This is a genomic window from Stappia sp. MMSF_3263, from assembly GCF_030733745.1.
Classification (GTDB): domain Bacteria; phylum Pseudomonadota; class Alphaproteobacteria; order Rhizobiales; family Stappiaceae; genus Stappia.
Map to the genome: position 1 here is coordinate 391008 of NZ_JASHIK010000001.1, position 20031 is coordinate 411038.

Genomic DNA, 20031 nt, shown 5'->3' on the forward strand with positions numbered 1-20031 from the left:
CGCAGCTCCCGGCCTGGGTTCCGGGTAGAGGCCTTGGGCCCGTCCCCGGGAGGGCGAGCCCTCAGCGGTAGGTGGCGGTGTATCCGCGGACGGCGCGCGGGCAGGTCGACTGCACGATCACCGTGCCGTTCGGATAGACATACCGGACCTTGCTGCAATTGTCCGCCGGCGGGCTCTGCACGATGCGCTCGCGGCCATAGCGCCTGCGGGGGTAGTTCGGCGAGTGGGTCACCACCGCGGCCGCGGTCTCCGAGCCCATGCATTCGCGCGAGGCGCAAAGAATGACGCCGCTGGCCGGCCCGCGGTGACCCCAGACCTTGCTGCCGCCGCCGCCTGTTGGCGGGGAACTGTCGGTCGCGCTGGTGGTCGCACCACCGCCATTGCCGTTGGTGCTGGCCTGTGCCAGGGCACCGGTGCTTGCAAGCGCCATGGAAAGGGCGGTCACGCCCGCCAGGGTCAGGGTCTTGAGTTCAAACATGTCTTCGTCCTCCATGTCTCCGGCCGCGGAGCCATTCCGCTGGTCCGGCTCTGGATGGCGCGGGGCTTTTCTCCTCCTGTATCGTCATCGCATTTTCATGATGCCGTAGCGGAAGATTTAACGCTGTGATGTGCAGCACAGTCGCGGCGAAGGCGGTTCGGTTCGCCCCGGCGCCGGCTCCGCCTTGACGCAGGCGGGCGTTGATGGCACCTCTCGCCCGGCGCCAGCCGGGGCACGTCCGTGGCTGCGTTCCCGCCGAATTCAAGGACGAGAGACATGACGAGCGAAGCCGTGCCTGCGCATATGCGGCCCGAGAACTCCTTCCAGGGGTTGATCCTGACGCTGCAGCGCTTCTGGGCGGACCAGGGTTGCGTCGTCCTGCAGCCCTACGACATGGAGGTCGGTGCCGGCACGTTTCACCCGGCGACGACGCTGCGCTCGCTCGGGCCGCGTCCGTGGAAGGCGGCCTATGTGCAGCCCTCGCGCCGCCCGACTGACGGGCGCTATGGCGAGAACCCGAACCGGCTGCAGCACTATTACCAGTTTCAGGCGATCCTCAAGCCGTCGCCGGAAAACCTGCAGGAGCTCTACCTGCAGAGCCTCTACGCGATCGGCCTCGATCCGGCCCTGCACGACATCCGCTTCGTCGAGGACGACTGGGAGAGCCCGACGCTCGGCGCCTGGGGACTCGGCTGGGAGTGCTGGTGCGACGGGATGGAAGTGTCGCAGTTCACGTATTTTCAGCAGGTGGCCGGGTTCGAGTGCTCGCCGGTCTCCGGCGAACTCACCTACGGGCTGGAGCGCCTGGCCATGTATATCCAGGGCGTCGATAACGTCTACGACCTCAACTACAACGGCCGCGAGGGTGCGGAAAAGGTCACCTATGGCGATGTCTTCCTGCAGGCCGAGCAGGAATACTCGCGGCACAATTTCGAGCACGCCGACACGGACATGCTGTTCCGCCATTTCAAGGATGCGGAAGAGGAATGCCGCCGCCTGCTTGATGCCGGGGCGAAGGCGCGCGATGCGGCCGGTGCCGCCGTCCACCAGGTGGTGCTGCCGGCCTACGACCAGTGCATCAAGGCAAGTCATGCCTTCAACCTGCTCGATGCGCGCGGCGTCATCTCGGTGACCGAGCGCCAGAGCTACATCCTGCGCGTGCGGGAACTGGCCAAGGCCTGCGGCGCGGCCTTCCTGGAGACCGAAGCCGGCGGCGTCGGCTACTCCGGGTAGGTTTTCGCTCGCCGGTACACGCCTGGCATGCTAGGGTCAGGACCCATTAAATTGGCGGATATGGTCGGAGCGAATTTGTGCGGAGGCAAGGAGCAAGGCCGAAGGAAGGCTGAAGCCTTTCAAGGGTTTGCGACACTGACGCCCGTGCAAATTCGCCCGATCCGAAGGACGTTCGATCTGACGGCGATCTGCCGCGTCAAAACTCTCGACCGGGGCCCGACCCCGCTCTTCGAGCCTTTCCTAGCATCTCTTGTCATATCAAACGCCATCTTCGTCAATTTAACGGGTCCTGACCCTAGTTACCGCGATGTTTCCACTGGGAGGCATTGCGATGCAGCGTTTCGTCGTTTTGGTCTTTTCCGCGATTTTTGCGGCAGGTGTCGCAGCTTCCGCCTCGCCCGCCCTGGCGAGGACCAAGGCGGGGATCACGCCACTGTCCGTCTGCTCCAGCAAGGGCGAGTGGGACAAGCTCAACAGAACGCTCCAGACCCGCGCCCACGCCTACCACACGGAGTTCCTGGGGCGCATCGACAAGAGCAACCCGAACCGGCAGGACAAGAACGCGGCTGCCCGCAGCGCCCTTGCGGGCACGAAGAAGGGCCAGTCGGTCGACGTGAACTGCCGTCCGCTGCCGGGCGGCACGGTTCACGTCGACGATGCCGGCGGCTTTTCCGGCTACATGTGTGTTCGCGCGCCGAAGTGGAAATCCTGCGGCTGGATCCACAAGCGCTATTTCACCGACTACTTCGGCGCCACTTCCGACCCGAAGGTCTGGCGCCGCAACCCGCAGCAGGAACTTCTCTTTCTCTATCGATGAGAGACGGTCTCAGCCGATTTCGCCCGGTCGGTGACCTGTGTCACAGTCCGCGCCGCGACGACGGTTTCAAGTGTCCCGTGCTTGCAGTAGCGTAAGCGCCAATCGCGGACGCAAGGGGACCTTTGCCACATGGCTACCTGGATCGTGCTCGGGCTGATCGTTCTGATCGGCCTCTATCTCGTCTATCTCTACAATGATCTCGTCCGGAAACGGCAGATGGTGCGCGAGGGCTGGAGCGGCATCGACGTGCAGCTGAAGCGCCGCTCCGATCTCATTCCCAATCTGGTCGAGACGGTGAAGGGCTACGCGACGCATGAGCGCGAGGCGCTGGAAGCCGTGACCGAGATGCGGGCGAGGGCGGCCGGCATGCCGCGCGACGACGTTGCCGGACGGGCCCAGGCGGAAGGCATGCTGTCCCAGGCGCTGGGCCGCCTCTTCGCCGTTGCCGAAGCCTATCCCGATCTGAAGGCAAACGAGAACTTCCGTGACCTGCAGGCTTCCATCGAAAAGACCGAGGACGCCCTGCAGATGGCCCGGCGCTACTACAACGGCGCGGTGCGCGCGCTGAACGTTCTGGTGGAGAGCTTCCCCTCGAACCTGGTTGCCGGTCGCTTTGGCTTCACCCAGGAAGATTACTTCGAGATCGAGGATCCGGCCGACCGGGCCGTGCCCAAGGTCGCGTTCTGAAGGGGCGGGTCATGCGTCTGCACGATCTCCCGGTCCGTGTCGCCGGCTGGCTTGTCGCGCTGCTCCTGTGCATGGCGCCAGTCGCCGCGCAGGCCGAAGAGCGCATTCTGGCGTTCAACTCGACGGTCGAGGTTGCCTCCGACGGCGAATTCACCGTCACCGAGACGATCCGGGTGCGCGCGGAAGGCAACCAGATCCGTCGTGGCATCTACCGTGATATCCCGCTTGCCTTCGAAACGGCGGACGGGAGCAGGGCGATGGCCGGCTTCGATCTCGTCTCGGTCCGGCGCGATGGTGCGGAGGACGGCTATTCCGTCAATCGCGGCGGCAGCGGCGTGCGCGTCTATATCGGCCGCGAGGACGTGTTCCTGCGGCCCGGCACCTATAACTACACGATCGTCTACCGCACCGACCGCCAGGTCCGCTTCTTCGGCAGCCATGACGAAGTTTACTGGAACGCGACCGGCAACGAGTGGAACTTCCCGATCGACAAGGCGGTCGCACGGGTCGTGCTGCCCGAAGGCAGCACCGCCAAGGACTACTCCGCCTATACGGGCGCCTATGGTGCCGCCGGCCGGGACTTTACCGCCCGCATCGAGGATGGTGGCCGCAGCGTGCTCTTCACCTCCACGCGCGTCCTGGCCCCCGGCGAGGGGCTGACGGTCAATGTCGAGATGGCAAAGGGCGTGGTCGCGGAACCGACCGCCGAACAGGAACTGGGCTATTTCCTGTCCGATCATTTTGGCGAAATCCTTGGCGGCATCGGCCTCGTGCTTGCGCTCGTTTATTATCTCTGGGTCTGGTGGCTGGTCGGCCGCGATCCGCGCAAGGGCGTGATCTTTCCCCGTTTCGAGGGACCTGAAGGGATTTCTCCCGCGCTGTCGAACTACGTTGTGGGCAAGGGGTTTGGCGATGGCGGCTGGCGGGCGCTCTCCGCAGCTTGCATCAGCCTTGCCGTGAAGGGGCGGTTGGTGCTCGAGGACCTTGCCGGCGACCTGAAGCTGACGCGTCCGGAAGGGACGCAAGGTGACTACAGCGGGTTGGCGCGCGGCGAAAAGGCGATCGCGCGGTGGCTCGACGGGCGCGATGGCAGTTTCACCGTGTCCAAGGCGAACGGGACGGCGGTCAAGTCGTTCGGTAACACGTTCCGCGGGGCCATCGAGGGCGAGAACCGCAACCGCTTTTTCAAGTCGAACACGCTTTATCTTGTTCCCGGAGTGGCGATTTCCGTGGTGACGATCTTCGCGCTGCTCGCCTTCGGCAATCTCAGCGACAACCAGATCGCCTTCATGATTCCGATTTTCATGATCACCTTTGTCGTGGTCATGTTCACGGTGCAGATCGGCAAGGCGTTCCGCCGTTCGCGCGGCATCGCGTTGCGGATCGTTTTCACCCTCGTCATCTTCGGCTTCATCACCATGGGCCACCTCGTCGGTGCGGCCGCGCTGCTGCAGGCGCAAGGAGCCATTCCGCCGCTGGCGCTCATCGCCGTCGCGTTGCTTGCCGTCAACATCCTCTTCTTTTTCCTGATCGGCGCTCCGACGGCGCTCGGCCGGGCGGTCACGGACGAGATCGAAGGCCTGAAGATGTATCTCGAGGTCGCCGAAAAGGACCGGATGAACATGGAAGGGGCGCCTGAAATGAGCCCTTCCCGCTTCGAGACGCTGCTTCCCTATGCGGTGGCGCTCGACGTCGAAAAGCCGTGGTCGAAGGCCTTCGAGACATGGCTTCTGACGGCGGCCGGCGCGGCCGCTGCGACCGCCTATGCGCCGACCTGGTATTCGGGCCGGGCCTTCGACAGCCATGATGTCGCGGGAACCCTGGGAGACACGGTAGGTGCCATGTCGGGCACCTTCACGTCCTCGCTTCCCGCGCCGAAATCCTCAAGTTCGGGCGGCGGAGGCGGAGGGTTCTCCGGCGGCGGCGGCGGCGGTGGCGGCGGCGGCGGCTGGTAGTTTCGCTGCCGCCCGCGTGCGCGCGGGGGTGACTTTTTCCCCTGCACTTGCTAACGGACGCGGGATGAAAATCGGATGGCGCGCCAATGGTGTGCTCATCCCGGCCCCAAACTTCGAGATCCCGCAATGCCCGACCTTCTCCTGGAGCTCTTCAGCGAGGAAATTCCCGCCCGCATGCAGCGCCGCGCGGCGGAAAACCTGAAGCAGCTGGTGACCGATGCGCTGGTCGACCAGGGCGTGACCTATGAGGGCGCGAAGGCCTTCGCGACGCCGCGCCGCCTGGCACTGCACATCGCCGGTCTGACGGCGGGCTCGAAGCCGACCCGGGAAGAGCGGAAGGGCCCGCGCGTCGGCGCGCCGGAAAAGGCGCTCGAGGGGTTCCTGCGCGGTGCCGGGCTTGCCTCCATCGACGAGGCGCAGGTCGCCTCCGACCCGAAGAAGGGCGACTTCTACGTTGCGGTGATCGAGAAGCCCGGACGCGCGACGCCCGAGATCTTCGCCGAGATCATGCCGGGCATCATCCGGGGCTTCCCCTGGCCGAAATCGATGCGCTGGGGGTCTGGCTCCTTGCGCTGGGTGCGCCCGCTCCATTCCATTGTCGCGACCTTCGGCCCGGAGACCGAGGAGCCGGAGGTGATTCCCTTCGAGGTCGACGGCGTCGCTTCGTCGAACATCACGCGCGGCCACCGCTTTCTGGCGCCCGATGCCTTCGAGGTGCGGCGGCTGGAGGACTATGCCGACAAGCTGGAAAAGGCGAAGGTCGTGCTCGACGCCGACCGGCGCAAGGACATCATCGCCAATGACGCGCGCAATCGTGCCATGGCTCTGGGCCTGGAGCTGGTCGAGGACGAGGGCCTTCTGGAGGAAGTCGCCGGCCTGGTTGAATGGCCGGTGGTGCTGGTGGGTTCCTTCGAGGAAGCGTTCCTGGAACTCCCCGACGAGGTCATCCGCCTGACCATTCGCGCCAACCAGAAATGCTTCGTGCTGCGCAATCCCGCAACCGGCCGGCTCTCCAACCGCTTCGTCGCGGTCTCCAACATCGAGGCCGCCGATGGCGGCGCGACGATCATCGCCGGCAACGAGAAGGTGATACGCGCCCGTCTGTCGGATGCCCGCTTCTTCTGGGAGACGGACCTCAAGGCGCCGCTCGAAAGCCGGCTGCCCAAGCTCGACAGCGTCGTCTTCCACGAGAAGCTCGGCACGCAGGGCGCGCGGGTGAACCGTCTCGAGGCCCTGGCCCGCGAGATCGCGCCGCTGGTCGGCGCGGACGCGGAGAAGGCGGGCCGCGCCGCCCGCCTTGCCAAGGCCGACCTGCCGACGCAGATGGTCTACGAGTTTCCCGAACTGCAGGGCCAGATGGGCCGCACCTATGCGCAGATGCAGGGCGAAGAGCCTTCGATCGCCCTTGCCATCGAGGATCACTACAAGCCGCAAGGCCCGTCAGACGCCGTGCCGGCCGATCCGGTCGCGATTGCGGTTGCGCTTGCCGACAAGCTCGACCTGCTGGCCGGTTTCTGGGCCATCGACGAGAAGCCGACCGGCTCCAAGGATCCCTTCGCCCTGCGCCGCGCCGCGCTCGGCGTGATCCGGATCGTGCTGGAGAACGGGCTGCGGCTCGCGTTGGAATCGCTGTTGGCGCACGCCAATCCGGCAACGGCAAAGGCGAGCCCGCTTGCCGCCGACCTCCTCGCCTTCTTCGCCGATCGTCTCAAGGTACATCTGCGCGAGCAGGGCGCTCGTCACGACCTCATCGATGCGGTCTTCGCGCTGGAAGGGCAGGACGACCTGTTGATGGTGGTCCGCCGCGTCGAGGCGCTGGGGGCGTTTCTGGCGACCGAGGACGGAGCCAACCTGCTTGCCGGCGTCAAGCGGGCGGCGAACATCCTGCGCGCGGAAGAGAAGAAGGACGGGGAGGAGATTTCCGGCCGGCCGCATGCCGACCATCTGGCCGAAAAGGCCGAGATCGATCTTGCCGCCGCCATCGATACCGCCCGCGCCGATATTCGCGAGGCGCTCAAGGACGAGGACTTTGCCCGTGCAATGACGGCGCTGGCCGGCCTGCGCGCGCCTGTCGACCGCTTTTTCGACGACATTCTCGTCAATGCGGATGACGCGGATCTCAGGCTCAACCGTTTGCGCCTGCTCGCCGAAATCCGCGAGGCGACGCTTGAGATCGCCGACTTCTCCAGGATTGCCGGCTGAGGCGAAGGACGGAAGACCGCTACGGCACCGGGTCGATGCACTGGCATCGCCCGTTGGTCGACACCGACGCCTCGTAGTAGTCGGCCTGCATGGTGACGGAGATCTCGACGATCTGCGTGATGACGAAGCCGCAGCTCTTGCCGGCCTCGCACTCGCCGGCAAAGCCGCAGCCGCCGTTGCCTGCCTCCATGACATTGGCGAAGGCGTGCTGCACGGCCTTCAACGGCGTGCGGCCCAGGCCGCCGGCCTTGACGGCCTGGTTTTCAAGGCTTCCGCATTTCATCCGCGTGATCTCCGGTTGAGGGTGCGGATGAATTCAAGCAACAGTGGTGACGTTACGTCAACAAGTTTGCCGGCGGATCACTCCGCCGGCGTGCCGGCCAGCCGGGCCACCGGCTCTTCCTTGATCGGCCAGTGGACAACGGCGGCAAAGAGCCCGAGCGCGATGCCGAGATACCAGATCACGTCATAGGAGCCGGTCTGGTCGTAGAGCCGGCCGCCCAGCCAGACGCCGAGGAACGAGCCGATCTGGTGGGAGAAGAAGACGAAGCCGAACAGTGTCGCCATGTAGCGCGGACCGAACATTACCGCCACGAGCCCGGATGTCGGCGGCACGGTGGACAGCCACAGGAAGCCCATCGTGCCGGCAAAGACCAGCACCGTCAGCGGCGTCGCCGGTGCCATCAGGAACAGCGTGATCGCCACCGCGCGGCCGATATAGATCAGCGACAGGAAATAGGGCTTGGAGAAGCGGCCGCCGATATAGCCGGAGGCGAGCGCGCCGAACACGTTGCAGAAGCCGATCAGCGCGATGGCGATGGCGCCCCATTTCGGATCGAGGCCGAGATCCGCGATATAGGGCGGTAGGTGCACGGTGATGAAGGCGACGTGGAAGCCACAGACGAAGAAGCCGAAGGTCAGCAGGATGAAGCCGCGGGTGCCGAAGGCCTCGGCGATGGCCTGCTTCAGGTTCTGGTCGGCGATGCCTGATCCGGCGACATGGGCCGCCGGCTTGCCCCTCAGCGCGATGGCGAGGAAGGGGACGAGCAACATCAGCCCGCCGAGAATATAGAGCGTCTCCTGCCAGCCGAAGGCGTCGAGCAGACCCTGGCTGAGCGGGGCGAACAGGAACTGGCCAAAGGAACCGGCGGCGGTGCCGATGCCGAAGGCGAGGGAACGCTTCTCCGGTGTAACGGCGCGGCCGAAGGAGGCGAGCACCAGCGAGAAGGACGAGAAGGCGACACCGAGGCCGATGAGCACGCCGCCCGACAGATGCAGCACGAGTGGGCTTTCCGCCTGCGCCATGATGATCAGGCCGGCCATGTAGAGGACGCCGCCAAAGGCGAGGGTACGGGCGGTGCCGAAGCGGTCGGCGATCATGCCGGCCACCGGCTGCGCCGCGCCCCACACGAGGTTCTGGATGGCGAGCGCCAGCGCGAAGATCTCGCGCGACCATCCGCGCGCCTCGGTCATCGGGGCGAGGAACAGGCCAAGCGCCGAGCGCGGGCCGAAGCTGATCAATGCGACGAGGCAGCCGCACGCGATGATCAGCGGCAGGCTGACCGCGACGCGCGGCAGCGGGGAGGGGGAGGCGGTTGTCATTGTCTGAAGTTCCCGGCGAAGGGCCGGCGCGATCGCCGGCAGTCTCAGTTGCCGCGACTATGCGTGATTTGATGACATAAAAATAATGAAACATATTTATCCAAGACATTCGCATCTTGCATGTAACGAGACCTTCAGGCAGTGACGAAAACGGGTCGAAACGGGAGACGGCATGAATATCGATGATATGCGCGCCCTGGTCGCGGTGGTTGAGGGCGGTACGCTTGCCCAAGCGGCGGCGCGCCTGCACCTGACCCAGCCTGCCATCACCCGCCGCCTCCAGCGGCTGGAGGAAAGCCTCGGCGTCACCCTGCTTGATCGCGACCAGAAGCCGGCTCGCCCGACGGAACAGGGGCGCTCCGCCTATCGTGCCTGCGTCGATATCCTGCGCGCCACCGAGGACCTGCGCCGCGCGGTGGGGCGCCCGTCCGCCGGTCAGGTGCTCCGTCTGGGTGTGACGCCCGGTGTCATGGATGCGGTGCTGCGGCCGGTCTTCGACGGGCTCGCCCGTGATGTGCCGGATGGTCGGCTCGATCTGCGCACCGGACCGAGCATCGATCTGCGTGCGGCCCTGCGCGGAGGCGAACTCGACGCGGCGATCGTCTTCCTGCGTGAGGAGAAAGGCCCCGATCCGCGCGAGACGGCGATTCGCGTCGGCATGGAAGAAGTCTCCGTGGTTGCCGCGCGTTCCGCCGGCCTGCCGGAACGCATGGAACTGGAGGACCTTGCGGACCATCCTTTCGTGATCAATCCCGACGGCTGCGGATTTCGAACGGGCCTGGAGCATCGTTTCCTGCGTTGCGGCAAGTCGCTCACCGTCGCCGCCTCCGTCTGGGGCATTCCGCAACAGCTGCAGTTGATCGTCGACGGGGTGGGTATCGGCCTCGTTCCTCGCCGCATGGTGCGTGCCAGCATGGAGAGCGACAGGCTTCAGATCATCGAAGTCCCCGACTTCACTCCCCGTCTCGCGGTCTGGATGATGACCGCCGGCCATTTGCCGGCTTTGGCGCCTGCGCTTGAGGCGGTGCGCCGGGCGGCGGAACAAGTCTTTGAAACAGAATAGAAATATCTATTCATCCTACAAAATATCGGTGCTGCGACAAGAAAGACATTGGCAAGGAGCGGGCGCGTGCCTATATATACCCCGTACGAGCATAACCGACGGCTATTGCCGCGTTTTTTAAACGACGGTTTATGCTCAAATTGAGCAAAAGAAGATCCGGAGTTGCCACACGAAGGCGTACTGCCCGGATCGACGCATTGCTCCATGTAGACGGATCGTGCCTCGCGGGCGGTCCGGAAAGCCAGGGAGGTCATCATGGCCACCATTGCACTCGATATCGGTCACCGTCCCGCCGCCAGCGCCGCATCGGCGCGTGCCTCGGGCTTCGCGCCCCTGGAGCGGCCCGAGCTTGCCTACACGCCGGAAGTCGCCGAGGCGACCGCGCCGGTCTACGAGAAGGTCAAGGACTTCATCCCGCAGATCGAGTGGCCGGTGCTGGCGCCGGTGATCCATGCGATCAACAAGCTCAAGAAGGAGCGCAACGCCGTCATCCTGGCGCATAACTACATGACGCCGGAAATCTTCCACGGCGTGGCGGATATCGTCGGCGACAGCCTGGCGCTGGCCAAGGAAGCGGCCAAGACCGACGCGGATGTGATCGTTCAGTGCGGCGTGCACTTCATGGCCGAGACGGCGAAGATCCTCAATCCCGACAAGACGGTGCTGATCCCGGACATGAAGGCCGGCTGCTCGCTCGCCGAATCGATCACGGCAGCCGATGTGCGCGCCCTGCGCGAGAAGCACCCCGGCGTGCCGATCGTCACCTATGTGAACACCTCGGCCGACGTGAAGGCGGAATGCGACATCTGCTGCACCTCGGCCAACGCCGTGCAGGTGGTGGAGAGCCTGGGCGCGCCGAAGGTGCTGCTCATCCCCGACCAGTACCTGGCCGCCAACGTGGCGCGCCAGACCGATGTCGAGATCCTGACCTGGGCGGGTGCCTGCGAGGTGCACGAGCGCTTCACCGCAGCCGAGTTGCGTGAGTATCGCGAGATCGAGCCGGAGGTGAAGATCATCGCCCATCCGGAATGCCCGCCGGAGGTGGTTGACGAGGCCGATTTCACCGGCTCGACCGCCGGCATGATCGACTGGGTCAAGCAGAACCGCCCGGGCAAGGTGATGCTCGTCACCGAATGCTCGATGGCCGACAACATCGCCTCGGAAACGCCGGGCGTCGATTATGTGCGGCCCTGCAACCTGTGCCCGCACATGAAGCGCATCACCTTGTCGAAGATCCTCGATGCATTGGTCGAGATGCGCGACGAGGTGACTGTCGATCCGGTCATCTCGGCCCGAGCCCGCCAGTCGGTCGAGCGGATGATCAATCTCAAGAGCTGACATTTGGTCGCGCCCGGAGCGTACCGCTTCGGGCGCAATTCGTTTGGCAAGCCGTGATGCCGGGGTAAGATTGCAGACCGACGGCGGCCTCCGGGCCGGGTCGCTCTGGCCGGCTTTGCGCGAAAGGCGGAAACGGCCGGGCCATTCGGCTCCCGGCTTTCTCGGCGCATCTGCCTCTGCCTTTACCCGTGGCCGCCAGCCGGCCTTGTCCCTGCCCTTGGCCTCCATGGCCCTTCCCCGGACGTGAAAACATGACGTCAGCCCGCCCTGCCACCTCGCATATCGACGATGTCGTCATCCTCGGCGGAGGCCTCACGGGCCTGTTCTGCGCGCTGAAGCTGGCGCCGCGCCCGGTCACCATCCTGTCCGCCTCGCCGATCGGCGAGGGTGCCTCCTCGGCCTGGGCGCAGGGCGGCATCGCCGCCGCCGTCTCCGACGAGGACAGCGCCGCCGCCCACGCTGCCGATACGATGGCCGTCGGCGGCGGACTGTGCGACGAGAAGGTCGTGCGGCTGATGACCGAGGAGGCGGGCGAGCGTGTCCGCGACCTGCTCGGTTATGGCGTGCCGTTCGACATGGACCTGGAAGGCCGGCTGCAGCTCTCCCGCGAGGCGGCGCATTCGGTCAACCGGATCGTGCGCGTGCGTGGCGACATGGCCGGGCGGGCGATCATGGACGCGCTTGTGGCCGCGGTTCGCAAGACCCCGTCGATACGGGTCGTCGAGGGATATCTGGGCGAGGAACTGCTGCATGAAGGGCGTCTCGTCACCGGTGTGCTCGCTCGCCGCCGGGGTGACCGCGAGCGGCTTGCCTTTCCCGCCCATGCGGTGGTGCTTGCCTCCGGTGGCATCGGCCATCTCTTTGCGGTGACCACCAACCCGCCGGAGGCAAACGGCCAAGGCATTGCCATGGCGCTCAATGCCGGCGCGGTGATTGCCGATGCGGAGTTCGTCCAGTTTCACCCGACCGCGCTGAATGTCGGCCAGGATCCGGCACCGCTTGCCTCCGAGGCTCTGCGCGGCGAAGGCGCGATCCTGATCGATTCCGCCGGTCGGCGGTTCATGGAGGAGATCGATCCGCTGAAGGAGCTCGCTCCGCGCGACGTCGTTGCGCGGGCGGTCTTTGCCGAAACGCTGTCCGGGCGAGGCGCTTTCCTCGACTGCCGGGAGGCGATCGGCGCAGCGTTTCCGGACCGGTTCCCGACGGTGCATGCCGCCTGCCTGAAGGCGGGTATCGATCCGGTTCGCGAGCCGATCCCGGTGGCGCCCGCCGAGCACTACCACATGGGCGGCGTGCTGACCGATGCCAACGGCCGCACCTCGCTCGACAATCTCTGGGCGGCCGGCGAGGTTGCCTCCACCGGCGCCCATGGCGCCAACCGGCTCGCCTCCAACTCGCTGCTGGAAACGGTGGTCTTCGCCGCCCGCATCGCCGAGGATATCCAGAACCAGATGCCCAATCCGCGTACCGCGCACTGGCCGGGCATCGACGACCATATCCAGGAGCCGACCCGGCGCAACGAGGTCGAGCGCGAGGCCATCGGCATGTTGCGGCGGGCAATGGCCACAGGCGTCGGGGTGATCCGCGACGCGGATGGGCTCACCGGAACGCTTGCCGTCATCGATGCGCTTGAAGCACGCTGCAAGCGCCGCTCGATTCGCAACATGATGACCGCCGGCAAGGCCGTGACCGCCTCCGCGCTGATGCGCCGGGAAAGCCGCGGCGGGCACTGGCGATCCGATTTCCCTCAAACCGATCCGGCACTGGCCCGGCGGTCCTTCGTCACCCTCAAGGATGTCGAGGCGGCGGTTGCCGCCGCCCGCGACAGCGAGGTCGGGCGGGCCGCCGTTGCCCGGCTTGCACGTGATGGCGGAGACGAGACATGAGCGCTGCCGGCAATCTTCCGGTTCTGCCCGGCCTACTGGTCGAGGATGCGGTCCGCGCTGCCCTGTTGGAGGACTGGGGCCGGGCCGGCGACATCACCGCTCAGGCAACGCTGTCCCCGGAGCTTCGCGCAAGCGCCGTCATCGCCGCCCGCCAGCCCGGTCGTCTCGCCGGTCTTGCCCTGGCCGAGACGGCGTTTCGGTTGAGCGATCCGGCGATCCGCGTCGAGCCGCTGGTCGGTGACGGTGCGCGACTTGCTCCCGGCGACGTGGTGATGCGCATTGACGGGCCGGCGCGCGCGGTTCTGTCGGCCGAGCGTGTTGCCCTGAATTTCCTCGGTCACCTGTCGGGGGTTGCGACGGCAACCGGCCTGTTCGCCGACCGGGTCGCGCATACGAATGCTCGCATCGTGTGCACCCGCAAGACGACGCCGGGTCTGCGCGCTTTCGAGAAATACGCGGTGCGCTGCGGCGGCGGCGCCAATCACCGCTTCGGCCTCGATGACGCGATCCTGATCAAGGACAACCACATCGCGGTTGCCGGCGGCGTGCGCGCGGCCATCGATGCGGCGCGCGCCTTTGCCGGTCATCTCGTCAAGATCGAGGTGGAGGTCGACACGCTCGACCAACTGCGCGAGGCGCTTGCCGCGCGCCCGGACGTGGTCATGCTGGACAACATGGTGCCGGCAATGCTGCGGGAGGCGGTCTCCATCGCCAGCGGCGCGGTGCTGCTCGAGGCTTCCGGCGGCATCACGCTCGACACGGTCGCGGGCGTGGCGGAAACGGGGGTCGACCTGATCTCCGTCGGCTGGATCACCCATTCCGCTCCCGTTCTGGACCTCGGTCTCGACATCGGTCTCGGCTGAAGCCTCTGGTCGCGGTTGGGGCTCGACAAGTCGGGCGGCATTGGCGAAAGTCTCTGCCGCAAAGGGACGCCATGCCGAAGTTCGCTGCAAATCTCTCGATGCTCTTCACCGAGCACGACTTCCTCGACCGGTTCCAGGCCGCTGCCGACGCGGGGTTCACGGCGGTGGAGTTCCTGTTTCCCTACGAATTTCAGCCGGACGAGATCGCGGCCCGCCTGACCGCCGCCGATCTGCAGCTTGTCCTGCACAACTTCCCGCCGGGCAACTGGGAGGCGGGCGAGCGCGGCATCGCCATCCTGCCGGACCGGGTCGCGGAGTTTCGCTCGGGGGTCGACTGGGCGGTGGCCTATGCGACCGAACTCGGCTGCCCGCAGCTGAACTGCCTTGCCGGCCTGGCGCCGGCGGGCGTCGACCCTGCCTTGCTGCGCGAGACCCTGATCGACAACCTGAAATACGCGGCTGCGCGGCTGGAGAAGGCCGGGCTGCGCCTGCTTGTCGAGGCGATCAACATCCGCGACATGCCGGGTTTCTTCCTGCACCATTCGGACCAGGCGATCGCGGTGATGGACGAGGTCGGTGCAGACAATCTGTTCCTGCAATATGACATCTATCATATGCAGGTGATGGAGGGGGACATCGCCAACCGGCTGGAACGGCTGCTGCCGCGTATTGGGCACATCCAGATCGCCGACACGCCCGGCCGCCACGAGCCGGGAACGGGCGAACTGAATTATCCCTTTCTTTTCGGCCATCTCGACCGGATCGGATATGACGGCTTCGTCAGTGCCGAGTACCGGCCCGCGGCGTCGACGGAAGCCGGACTCGACTGGTTCGCCGCCGCCCGGGTCGGCTGACGCGCGCTCTCAGGCTGTCGAGCGTAGCGCCGGGTCGGACGGGCGACCCGCCCCTGCTCCCTGACTTTCCAAAGGTGTGCCGATACTGGCGATGGCGAGGCCGTCGGCCTGTGCCTTGGCGTGCTGCTTCAGCCGGGCGATGTGATTGCTCAGCATGTCCAGATTGTCGATCGCCACGCCCTTGGGAATGTGCAGGACAGCGATCGAGCAGGTCAGCAGCGGATAGGTCTGCATCCGTCCCGTGCGGTCCTCGGCGAGAATGAAACCCTGCCGGCGGTGTTCGGGACTGTAGAGGCTTTCCACCTGATGGGCGAAGTCGGCGCGCAGGTCGCGCATGTGCCGGGCGACCTTGTCCCGCGGCCAGTCTTCCAGTCCGACAAAGAAGTCGTCGCCTCCGACATGACCGACAAAGGCGCGGCCCATGTCCAGTTTCCGCTTGAGCAGTTCGGAGAACAGGATCAGCGCCCGGTCGCCGATGCGAAACCCGTAGGCGTCGTTGAAGGGCTTGAAGTTGTCGAAGTCGATATAGCACAGGGACCGGTCCCGGTCCGCTCCCGCCCCGGTTCGCACAACGTGGTCGGAGATAGCCGAATTGCCGGGCAGCTTTGTCAGCGGATTCTGGTCCTGGGCGATCTGCAGGCGGGCCTCGTTCGAGATCTTCAGGAGCGAGTGGGCAAGCAGGCAGCCGGCATAGCGGCCGCTGCGGGTGATGACGATGCCATCCGCCAGCTCTTCCGAACTGACATCGACCAGCCGGGCGAGCGGCGCGTTGATGTCGGCGATCGCACATGGGCGGATGAAACGCCTCAGGTGATTGTCGATGGTCGGATTGAGCAGCAGGTCTCGTCCGAAGGACAGGTAGAGGAAGCTCTTCAGGTCAGCCTCGCGGATCAATCCCCTCGGCTCGTTGGCCGCGTTGACCACGGGAAGGATGGTCTGCTGCGGGTTTGCCTGGAAGATGTCCAGCGCCTGGGCGATGGAGCCGCTTTCGCTGATTGAAGGGATGCGCGCCATTTCCTTTTCGAGGAAATCGAGATCGGCATGCTTGCGCATGTCCGGGCGGTCCGGCCTGTCGCCCTGAACGGCATAGGCAGGGCGGGCCTGGGTGATGTCGGTGAAGGGACGCGCGATCAGGTACCCTTGAACGAGATCGCAGCCGACATCGCGGCATGCGCGCAACTCGGACGGGGTTTCGACGCCTTCGGCAACGACGCGGATGCCGAGAACATGGGCCAGATCGACAACACTGGACACGAACAGCCGCTTGCGGGCGTCGTTCTGCAAGGAGGTGATGAAGAACCGGTCGATCTTCAGGATGCCGGGTTCATACTGGTAGAGCAGGCGGAGCTGCGAGTAGCCTTGCCCGAAATCGTCGAGGGCGATGCCGAAGCCGTGGTCGCGTGCGCTGGTGACGAAGCTGTGCAGGTCGTTCTGGGCGAAGCGCTCGTGGATTTCCGGGATCTCGAGGCATATGTGCCAGGGTGACAGCCCATGGGCGCGGGTGGCCGCCTGCGTCGCCTCGAGCTGCTCCTGCATTGCCGACAGGTTGCGGGCGTCGATGTTCAGGAACAGCTTGGTTTTTTCGGAAACGTCCATACGGGCGAACTTGGCGATCGCCTTGCGTCTCAGCAGGCTCTCCAACTCGGCGATGCGGCCGTTGTCCGCGGCATAGTCGAGAACCTCGCGCGGTGAACCGAACCCCAGCCTTCCGAATTCCCGCAAGAGCGCCTCGTAGCCGAACACCGCGCCGGAATGGATGTCGACGATCGGCTGGAACGCATAGTCCAGCGCTGCCTCGGCCTGCGTCATGAAGAGCGGCAGGTTACGGGTGGCGCGCAGGGCCTCGGCAATGCCGCCGGCGTTGTCGCTCACATCTGGCTCCTTCGTTCGCCGGCGCCGTTGCATCCGGTCGTCTGCGCAGTCGGTACCGGTCTCGGGCCGAATCGCGACTGGCGGGCACCAGTCTTGCAGCCGAATGGTGACGGTATGAATGCAGGGAGCCGCGCGGAGCTTCGCACGAAATCCATGGGATGGCCTTTTCGCCGCAATGAATGATCTAATTCGGAACGTCGTGAATATTCCCGCAGCCGGGCTGCAGGCGAAAAAAGTCATATATTCTAATCGTAAAGGGAACCTTGCACGGATCTTGGAGCGGTCCGCCGCGACGTCGCCGGACCGCTCCGGCGAGGCGTCCGGATCAGCTCCAGCCGCCGCGTTTGGTCTTGTAGAAGATGTGCTGGCCGATCTTGTCGAGGCGCTTCATGTAGCGCGCCCAGCGCGGGCTTACATAGGTCGCGTGATAATGGGTGGAGGCGCCGACCTTTTCCAGATAGCGCTGTCCCGAGACGGTCTCGCGAGCAACCTTCTGAGCCACCTCCCATTCCGGCTTTTCGCTGATCCGGTCGCGGACCCCGTCGCACGCGAAGGAGAACTGGCAACGGTTGCGCAGGTGTCGGTTCTGGTAGACGACCTTGCAGATGGTTTCCGGGTAGGCCGGGTTGCGAACCCGGTTGAGCACGACCTGGGCAACGGCCGCCTGACCGTCGACCGGTTCGCCGCGGGCCTCGAAATAGACAGCTTCGGCAAGACAGCGCTGTTCCTTGGCAGTGATCACGCTGGCGGGAAGGGCGCGGTTGGCCCACCAGAACGGATCGCTGTCCTTGTTGGTTTCCAGTGCCGCCTCGTCGCCTGTGCCCGGCGCGAGCGGATTCCCGCCAAGCAGCGCCTCGAAGGGGGCGCGGACATTATCCATTCCCTGTGGAGCGTAGGCGGAGGCATAGGACACGCTGGTCGCCGCCACGTTGCGCGCCATGGCGAGCCTTGCCAGGTCGAGCGGCGAACCCTTGCCGGTCGTTCCGGCGCTGGCGAGCACCGTGCCATCAACGCCTGCAGGCATGTTGGTGCGCACGAAGGCGACACGTGGCAGGTCGGCGGAGGTCCGTCCGCCGATCATGCTGGTCATCGTGTAGACCGAGCCGGCGGCGACGCCGACCATCTCACGGTCGGGAGCGAGCGATACGTAGCGGTCGCCCTTGGCGGAGCGGTTCACGGGTGTGCGTGCCGGCGGCTGCTTGGGAGCGCTTTCCTTGACGAAGGTCTCCAGTCCGCGCACCACGGCCGGGTCCGTACCCGGCGCCGCGTTGGTGATCGCGTAGTCGGGAGTGTCGCCCTTGCGGTCCTGCGAGGCATCGGCAAGGACGAGGGAAGGCGCGACGCTGCTTGCATGGGGAGCCGCCTCGATCGCCGACATCCAGCGCGGGGCGTTGCCGCGCGTTGCCTCGATCAATGCGGTGATGTCCTGTTGGCCGATGGAACCGGACCAGGCGAGATAGACCACCGGAGCAAGCGCGGCGAGGCGCCAGGCAACGGGCCTCTTCGTGCCAAGCGTGTTCCGCCCCGTGCGGGTCGGACCGTCGGCTCTTCGACGGGGGGCGAGGCGGTGGCCAAGCGTTTGCACCGTGCCAGTCATACGCGGCAACTCCGGTCCATGCGGCAAGAGGTCGGGAACGTCCGGCGAAGGGGCCGCGACGCGATGTCTAAAGTTGATCCTCGCGGTTTAACCTTGAAAGAGAGTTAATACGGGCGAAATGCCGCCGGATTCCATGATTTCGGGGCCCTGTACTGAGCCCGGCATGGTTAATGCGGCGGGCCCGAAACAGGCCAAATTGCTCTTGGAAAAGCGTTTTTCTTAGAAGGGGCAGATGCTGGCGAACGTCGTGGGAGCGCCGCCGTTCGGATGACGGATCGTCAGGCGCTCGGCATGAAGCTGAAGCCGGGATGCGCCGTTCTGCGACTCGGGCGTGCCGTAGAGCGGGTCCCCGAGGATCGGATGGCCAAGCTCGCGCATGTGGACGCGCAACTGGTGCGACCGGCCGGTCAGGGGCTCGAGCAGCACCCGTGTCGCGTGCTCCTCGCGTGTCAGCACCCGCCAGTTCGTGAGTGCCGCCCTGCCGGCCTCGCGATCGACCATCTGCCGCGGCCGGTTCGGCCAATCCGTGCAAAGCGGCAGGTCGACCGTGCCGCTATCCTGCGCGATATGGCCTGCGACCCGCGCGACATAGGCCTTGCTGACATGGCGGCGTTCGAACTGCAGGCCGAGATGTCGGTGGGCCGCAGCGTTCAGCGCCAGCACCATCACGCCCGACGTATCCATGTCGAGCCGGTGGACGATGCGCGCTTCGGGATAAAGAAGCGCGGCCCGCGCCGCGACGCAGTCGGCAAGCCACGGGTGCTTGCCAGGCACGCTCAAAAGCCCGCTGGGCTTGTCGACGACGAGCAGGTCAGGGTCGTGATGCAGAACGACCAGCAGCGGCTCGCGCGGCGGCGCGTAGACGCGGTCGGGAAGCGGCAAGCCTGGGGGCGTTTGTTCCTGCATGCCCCCACATAACGGCCGGCGCGCGCCGTGCAAAGGGCCATCGGTGACGCGGGCGGACGGGACCCTGCCTTTCAGCGCGCCTCGCCTGCGGGAAAGATCATGCAGGTCTCGACCCCATGGGCGACGAGCTTGCCGTTGCCGTCGACCAGGCGGGCCTCCGAGGTCGCCATGCGGCGGCCGCGATGCAGCACCCTGCCGTCGCAGACCAGCCGCCCGCTCGTCTCGAACACGGGGCGTACGTTGTTCACCTTGAACTCGACCGTCGTGTAGCCCTCGCCGGGGGCGAGCGTCGTGTGCACCGCGCAGCCGAGGGCCGAATCGAGGATCGTCGCGATCCAGCCGCCATGCACGGTGCCGAGAGGATTGTAGTGGTCGAAGGACGGCTCTCCTTCGAAGCGGGCGAAATCGGCATCGACCTGCGTCAGGACGAAGTTCATCGTCCGGCAGATCGGCGGGGCGGGCAGGCGACCCGCGATCATGCCGCGCAGTTGCTCCAGCCCGCTTAAGGAGGCCGCCTCGGCGGGATCGGCAAGGCCGAAGGTGCGGTCACCGAAATCCATCGCATCGTTCCTCGTTTTATGTGCATATGCACATATACATGGACGCGGCTGCCGTGCAAGGCGTCCGAAAGCCGCGTTCCTGTCTCGGGGCATGCTCAGGGAGGAAGATTTCGAGGCC

Annotated in this window: 17 protein-coding genes; 10 read left to right on the top strand and 7 right to left on the bottom strand. The window is 65.8% G+C overall.

Annotated elements, in window-relative coordinates; translation table 11 throughout:
* Positions 1-61: 61 nt before the first annotated feature.
* Positions 62-478, bottom strand: a complete 417-nt coding sequence (locus RBB46_RS01865; protein ID WP_306027134.1) for a hypothetical protein — start codon at positions 476-478, stop codon at positions 62-64.
* 276 nt (positions 479-754) lie between these two features.
* On the opposite strand from RBB46_RS01865, the gene RBB46_RS01870 reads away from it, so the two are divergent.
* From RBB46_RS01870 to glyS, 5 genes are all read left to right on the top strand, one after another.
* Positions 755-1711, top strand: a complete 957-nt coding sequence (locus RBB46_RS01870; RefSeq protein ID WP_306027135.1) for a glycine--tRNA ligase subunit alpha — start codon at positions 755-757, stop codon at positions 1709-1711.
* A gap of 331 nt (positions 1712-2042) precedes the next feature.
* Positions 2043-2528 (top strand): hypothetical protein, encoded by a 486-nt coding sequence (locus RBB46_RS01875; RefSeq protein WP_306027136.1) that lies wholly within the window; start codon positions 2043-2045, stop codon positions 2526-2528.
* A 129-nt stretch (positions 2529-2657) separates the two neighbouring features.
* A complete protein-coding gene (locus tag RBB46_RS01880) occupies positions 2658-3215 on the top strand; it encodes a LemA family protein (RefSeq protein ID WP_306027137.1) in 558 nt (185 codons plus the stop codon).
* Between the two features lie 11 nt (positions 3216-3226).
* On the top strand, positions 3227-5170 hold the full coding sequence (locus RBB46_RS01885; protein WP_306027138.1) for a DUF2207 domain-containing protein: 1944 nt from the start codon (positions 3227-3229) through the stop codon (positions 5168-5170).
* 126 nt (positions 5171-5296) lie between these two features.
* Positions 5297-7372: a glycine--tRNA ligase subunit beta gene (glyS, locus tag RBB46_RS01890; RefSeq protein ID WP_306027139.1), complete on the top strand. Its 2076-nt coding sequence runs from the start codon at positions 5297-5299 to the stop codon at positions 7370-7372.
* 19 nt (positions 7373-7391) lie between these two features.
* Here glyS and RBB46_RS01895 read toward each other — a convergent pair whose 3' ends face one another.
* On the bottom strand, positions 7392-7655 hold the full coding sequence (locus RBB46_RS01895; RefSeq protein ID WP_306027140.1) for a hypothetical protein: 264 nt from the start codon (positions 7653-7655) through the stop codon (positions 7392-7394).
* Positions 7656-7732: 77 nt separating this feature from the next.
* The gene (locus RBB46_RS01900; protein WP_306027142.1) at positions 7733-8974 is read right to left on the bottom strand and encodes an MFS transporter; all 1242 of its coding nucleotides are present in this window, start codon (positions 8972-8974) and stop codon (positions 7733-7735) included.
* Between the two features lie 172 nt (positions 8975-9146).
* Between RBB46_RS01900 and RBB46_RS01905 the strand changes: the two genes are divergently transcribed.
* The 5 genes from RBB46_RS01905 (at position 9147) to hyi (ending at position 14978) form a co-directional block, all read left to right on the top strand.
* Positions 9147-10037 carry a LysR family transcriptional regulator gene (locus RBB46_RS01905; RefSeq protein ID WP_306027143.1) on the top strand — a complete coding sequence of 297 codons (891 nt, stop codon included), beginning with the start codon at positions 9147-9149 and terminating at the stop codon, positions 10035-10037.
* 255 nt (positions 10038-10292) lie between these two features.
* Entirely contained in the window at positions 10293-11375 is a 1083-nt protein-coding gene (gene nadA / locus RBB46_RS01910) for a quinolinate synthase NadA (protein WP_306027145.1), read from the top strand.
* Positions 11376-11626: 251 nt separating this feature from the next.
* Positions 11627-13261: an L-aspartate oxidase gene (locus RBB46_RS01915; RefSeq protein ID WP_306027146.1), complete on the top strand. Its 1635-nt coding sequence runs from the start codon at positions 11627-11629 to the stop codon at positions 13259-13261.
* Positions 13258-14124: a carboxylating nicotinate-nucleotide diphosphorylase gene (nadC, locus tag RBB46_RS01920; protein ID WP_306027148.1), complete on the top strand. Its 867-nt coding sequence runs from the start codon at positions 13258-13260 to the stop codon at positions 14122-14124. The genes RBB46_RS01915 and nadC overlap by 4 nt, the downstream gene beginning before the upstream one ends.
* Positions 14125-14195: 71 nt before the next feature.
* Positions 14196-14978: a hydroxypyruvate isomerase gene (hyi, locus tag RBB46_RS01925; protein ID WP_306027149.1), complete on the top strand. Its 783-nt coding sequence runs from the start codon at positions 14196-14198 to the stop codon at positions 14976-14978.
* A 9-nt stretch (positions 14979-14987) separates the two neighbouring features.
* On the opposite strand, the gene RBB46_RS01930 is transcribed toward hyi, so the two are convergent.
* The 4 genes from RBB46_RS01930 to RBB46_RS01945 all read right to left on the bottom strand — a co-directional run bounded on the left by RBB46_RS01930 (position 14988) and on the right by RBB46_RS01945 (position 19913).
* On the bottom strand, positions 14988-16850 hold the full coding sequence (locus RBB46_RS01930; protein ID WP_306027150.1) for a GGDEF domain-containing protein: 1863 nt from the start codon (positions 16848-16850) through the stop codon (positions 14988-14990).
* A gap of 325 nt (positions 16851-17175) precedes the next feature.
* Positions 17176-18447: a cell wall hydrolase gene (locus RBB46_RS01935; protein WP_306027151.1), complete on the bottom strand. Its 1272-nt coding sequence runs from the start codon at positions 18445-18447 to the stop codon at positions 17176-17178.
* A 219-nt stretch (positions 18448-18666) separates the two neighbouring features.
* Positions 18667-19329: a pseudouridine synthase gene (locus RBB46_RS01940; RefSeq protein ID WP_306027152.1), complete on the bottom strand. Its 663-nt coding sequence runs from the start codon at positions 19327-19329 to the stop codon at positions 18667-18669.
* A gap of 95 nt (positions 19330-19424) precedes the next feature.
* A complete protein-coding gene (locus RBB46_RS01945) occupies positions 19425-19913 on the bottom strand; it encodes a PaaI family thioesterase (RefSeq protein ID WP_306027153.1) in 489 nt (162 codons plus the stop codon).
* Positions 19914-20031: the final 118 nt, after the last annotated feature.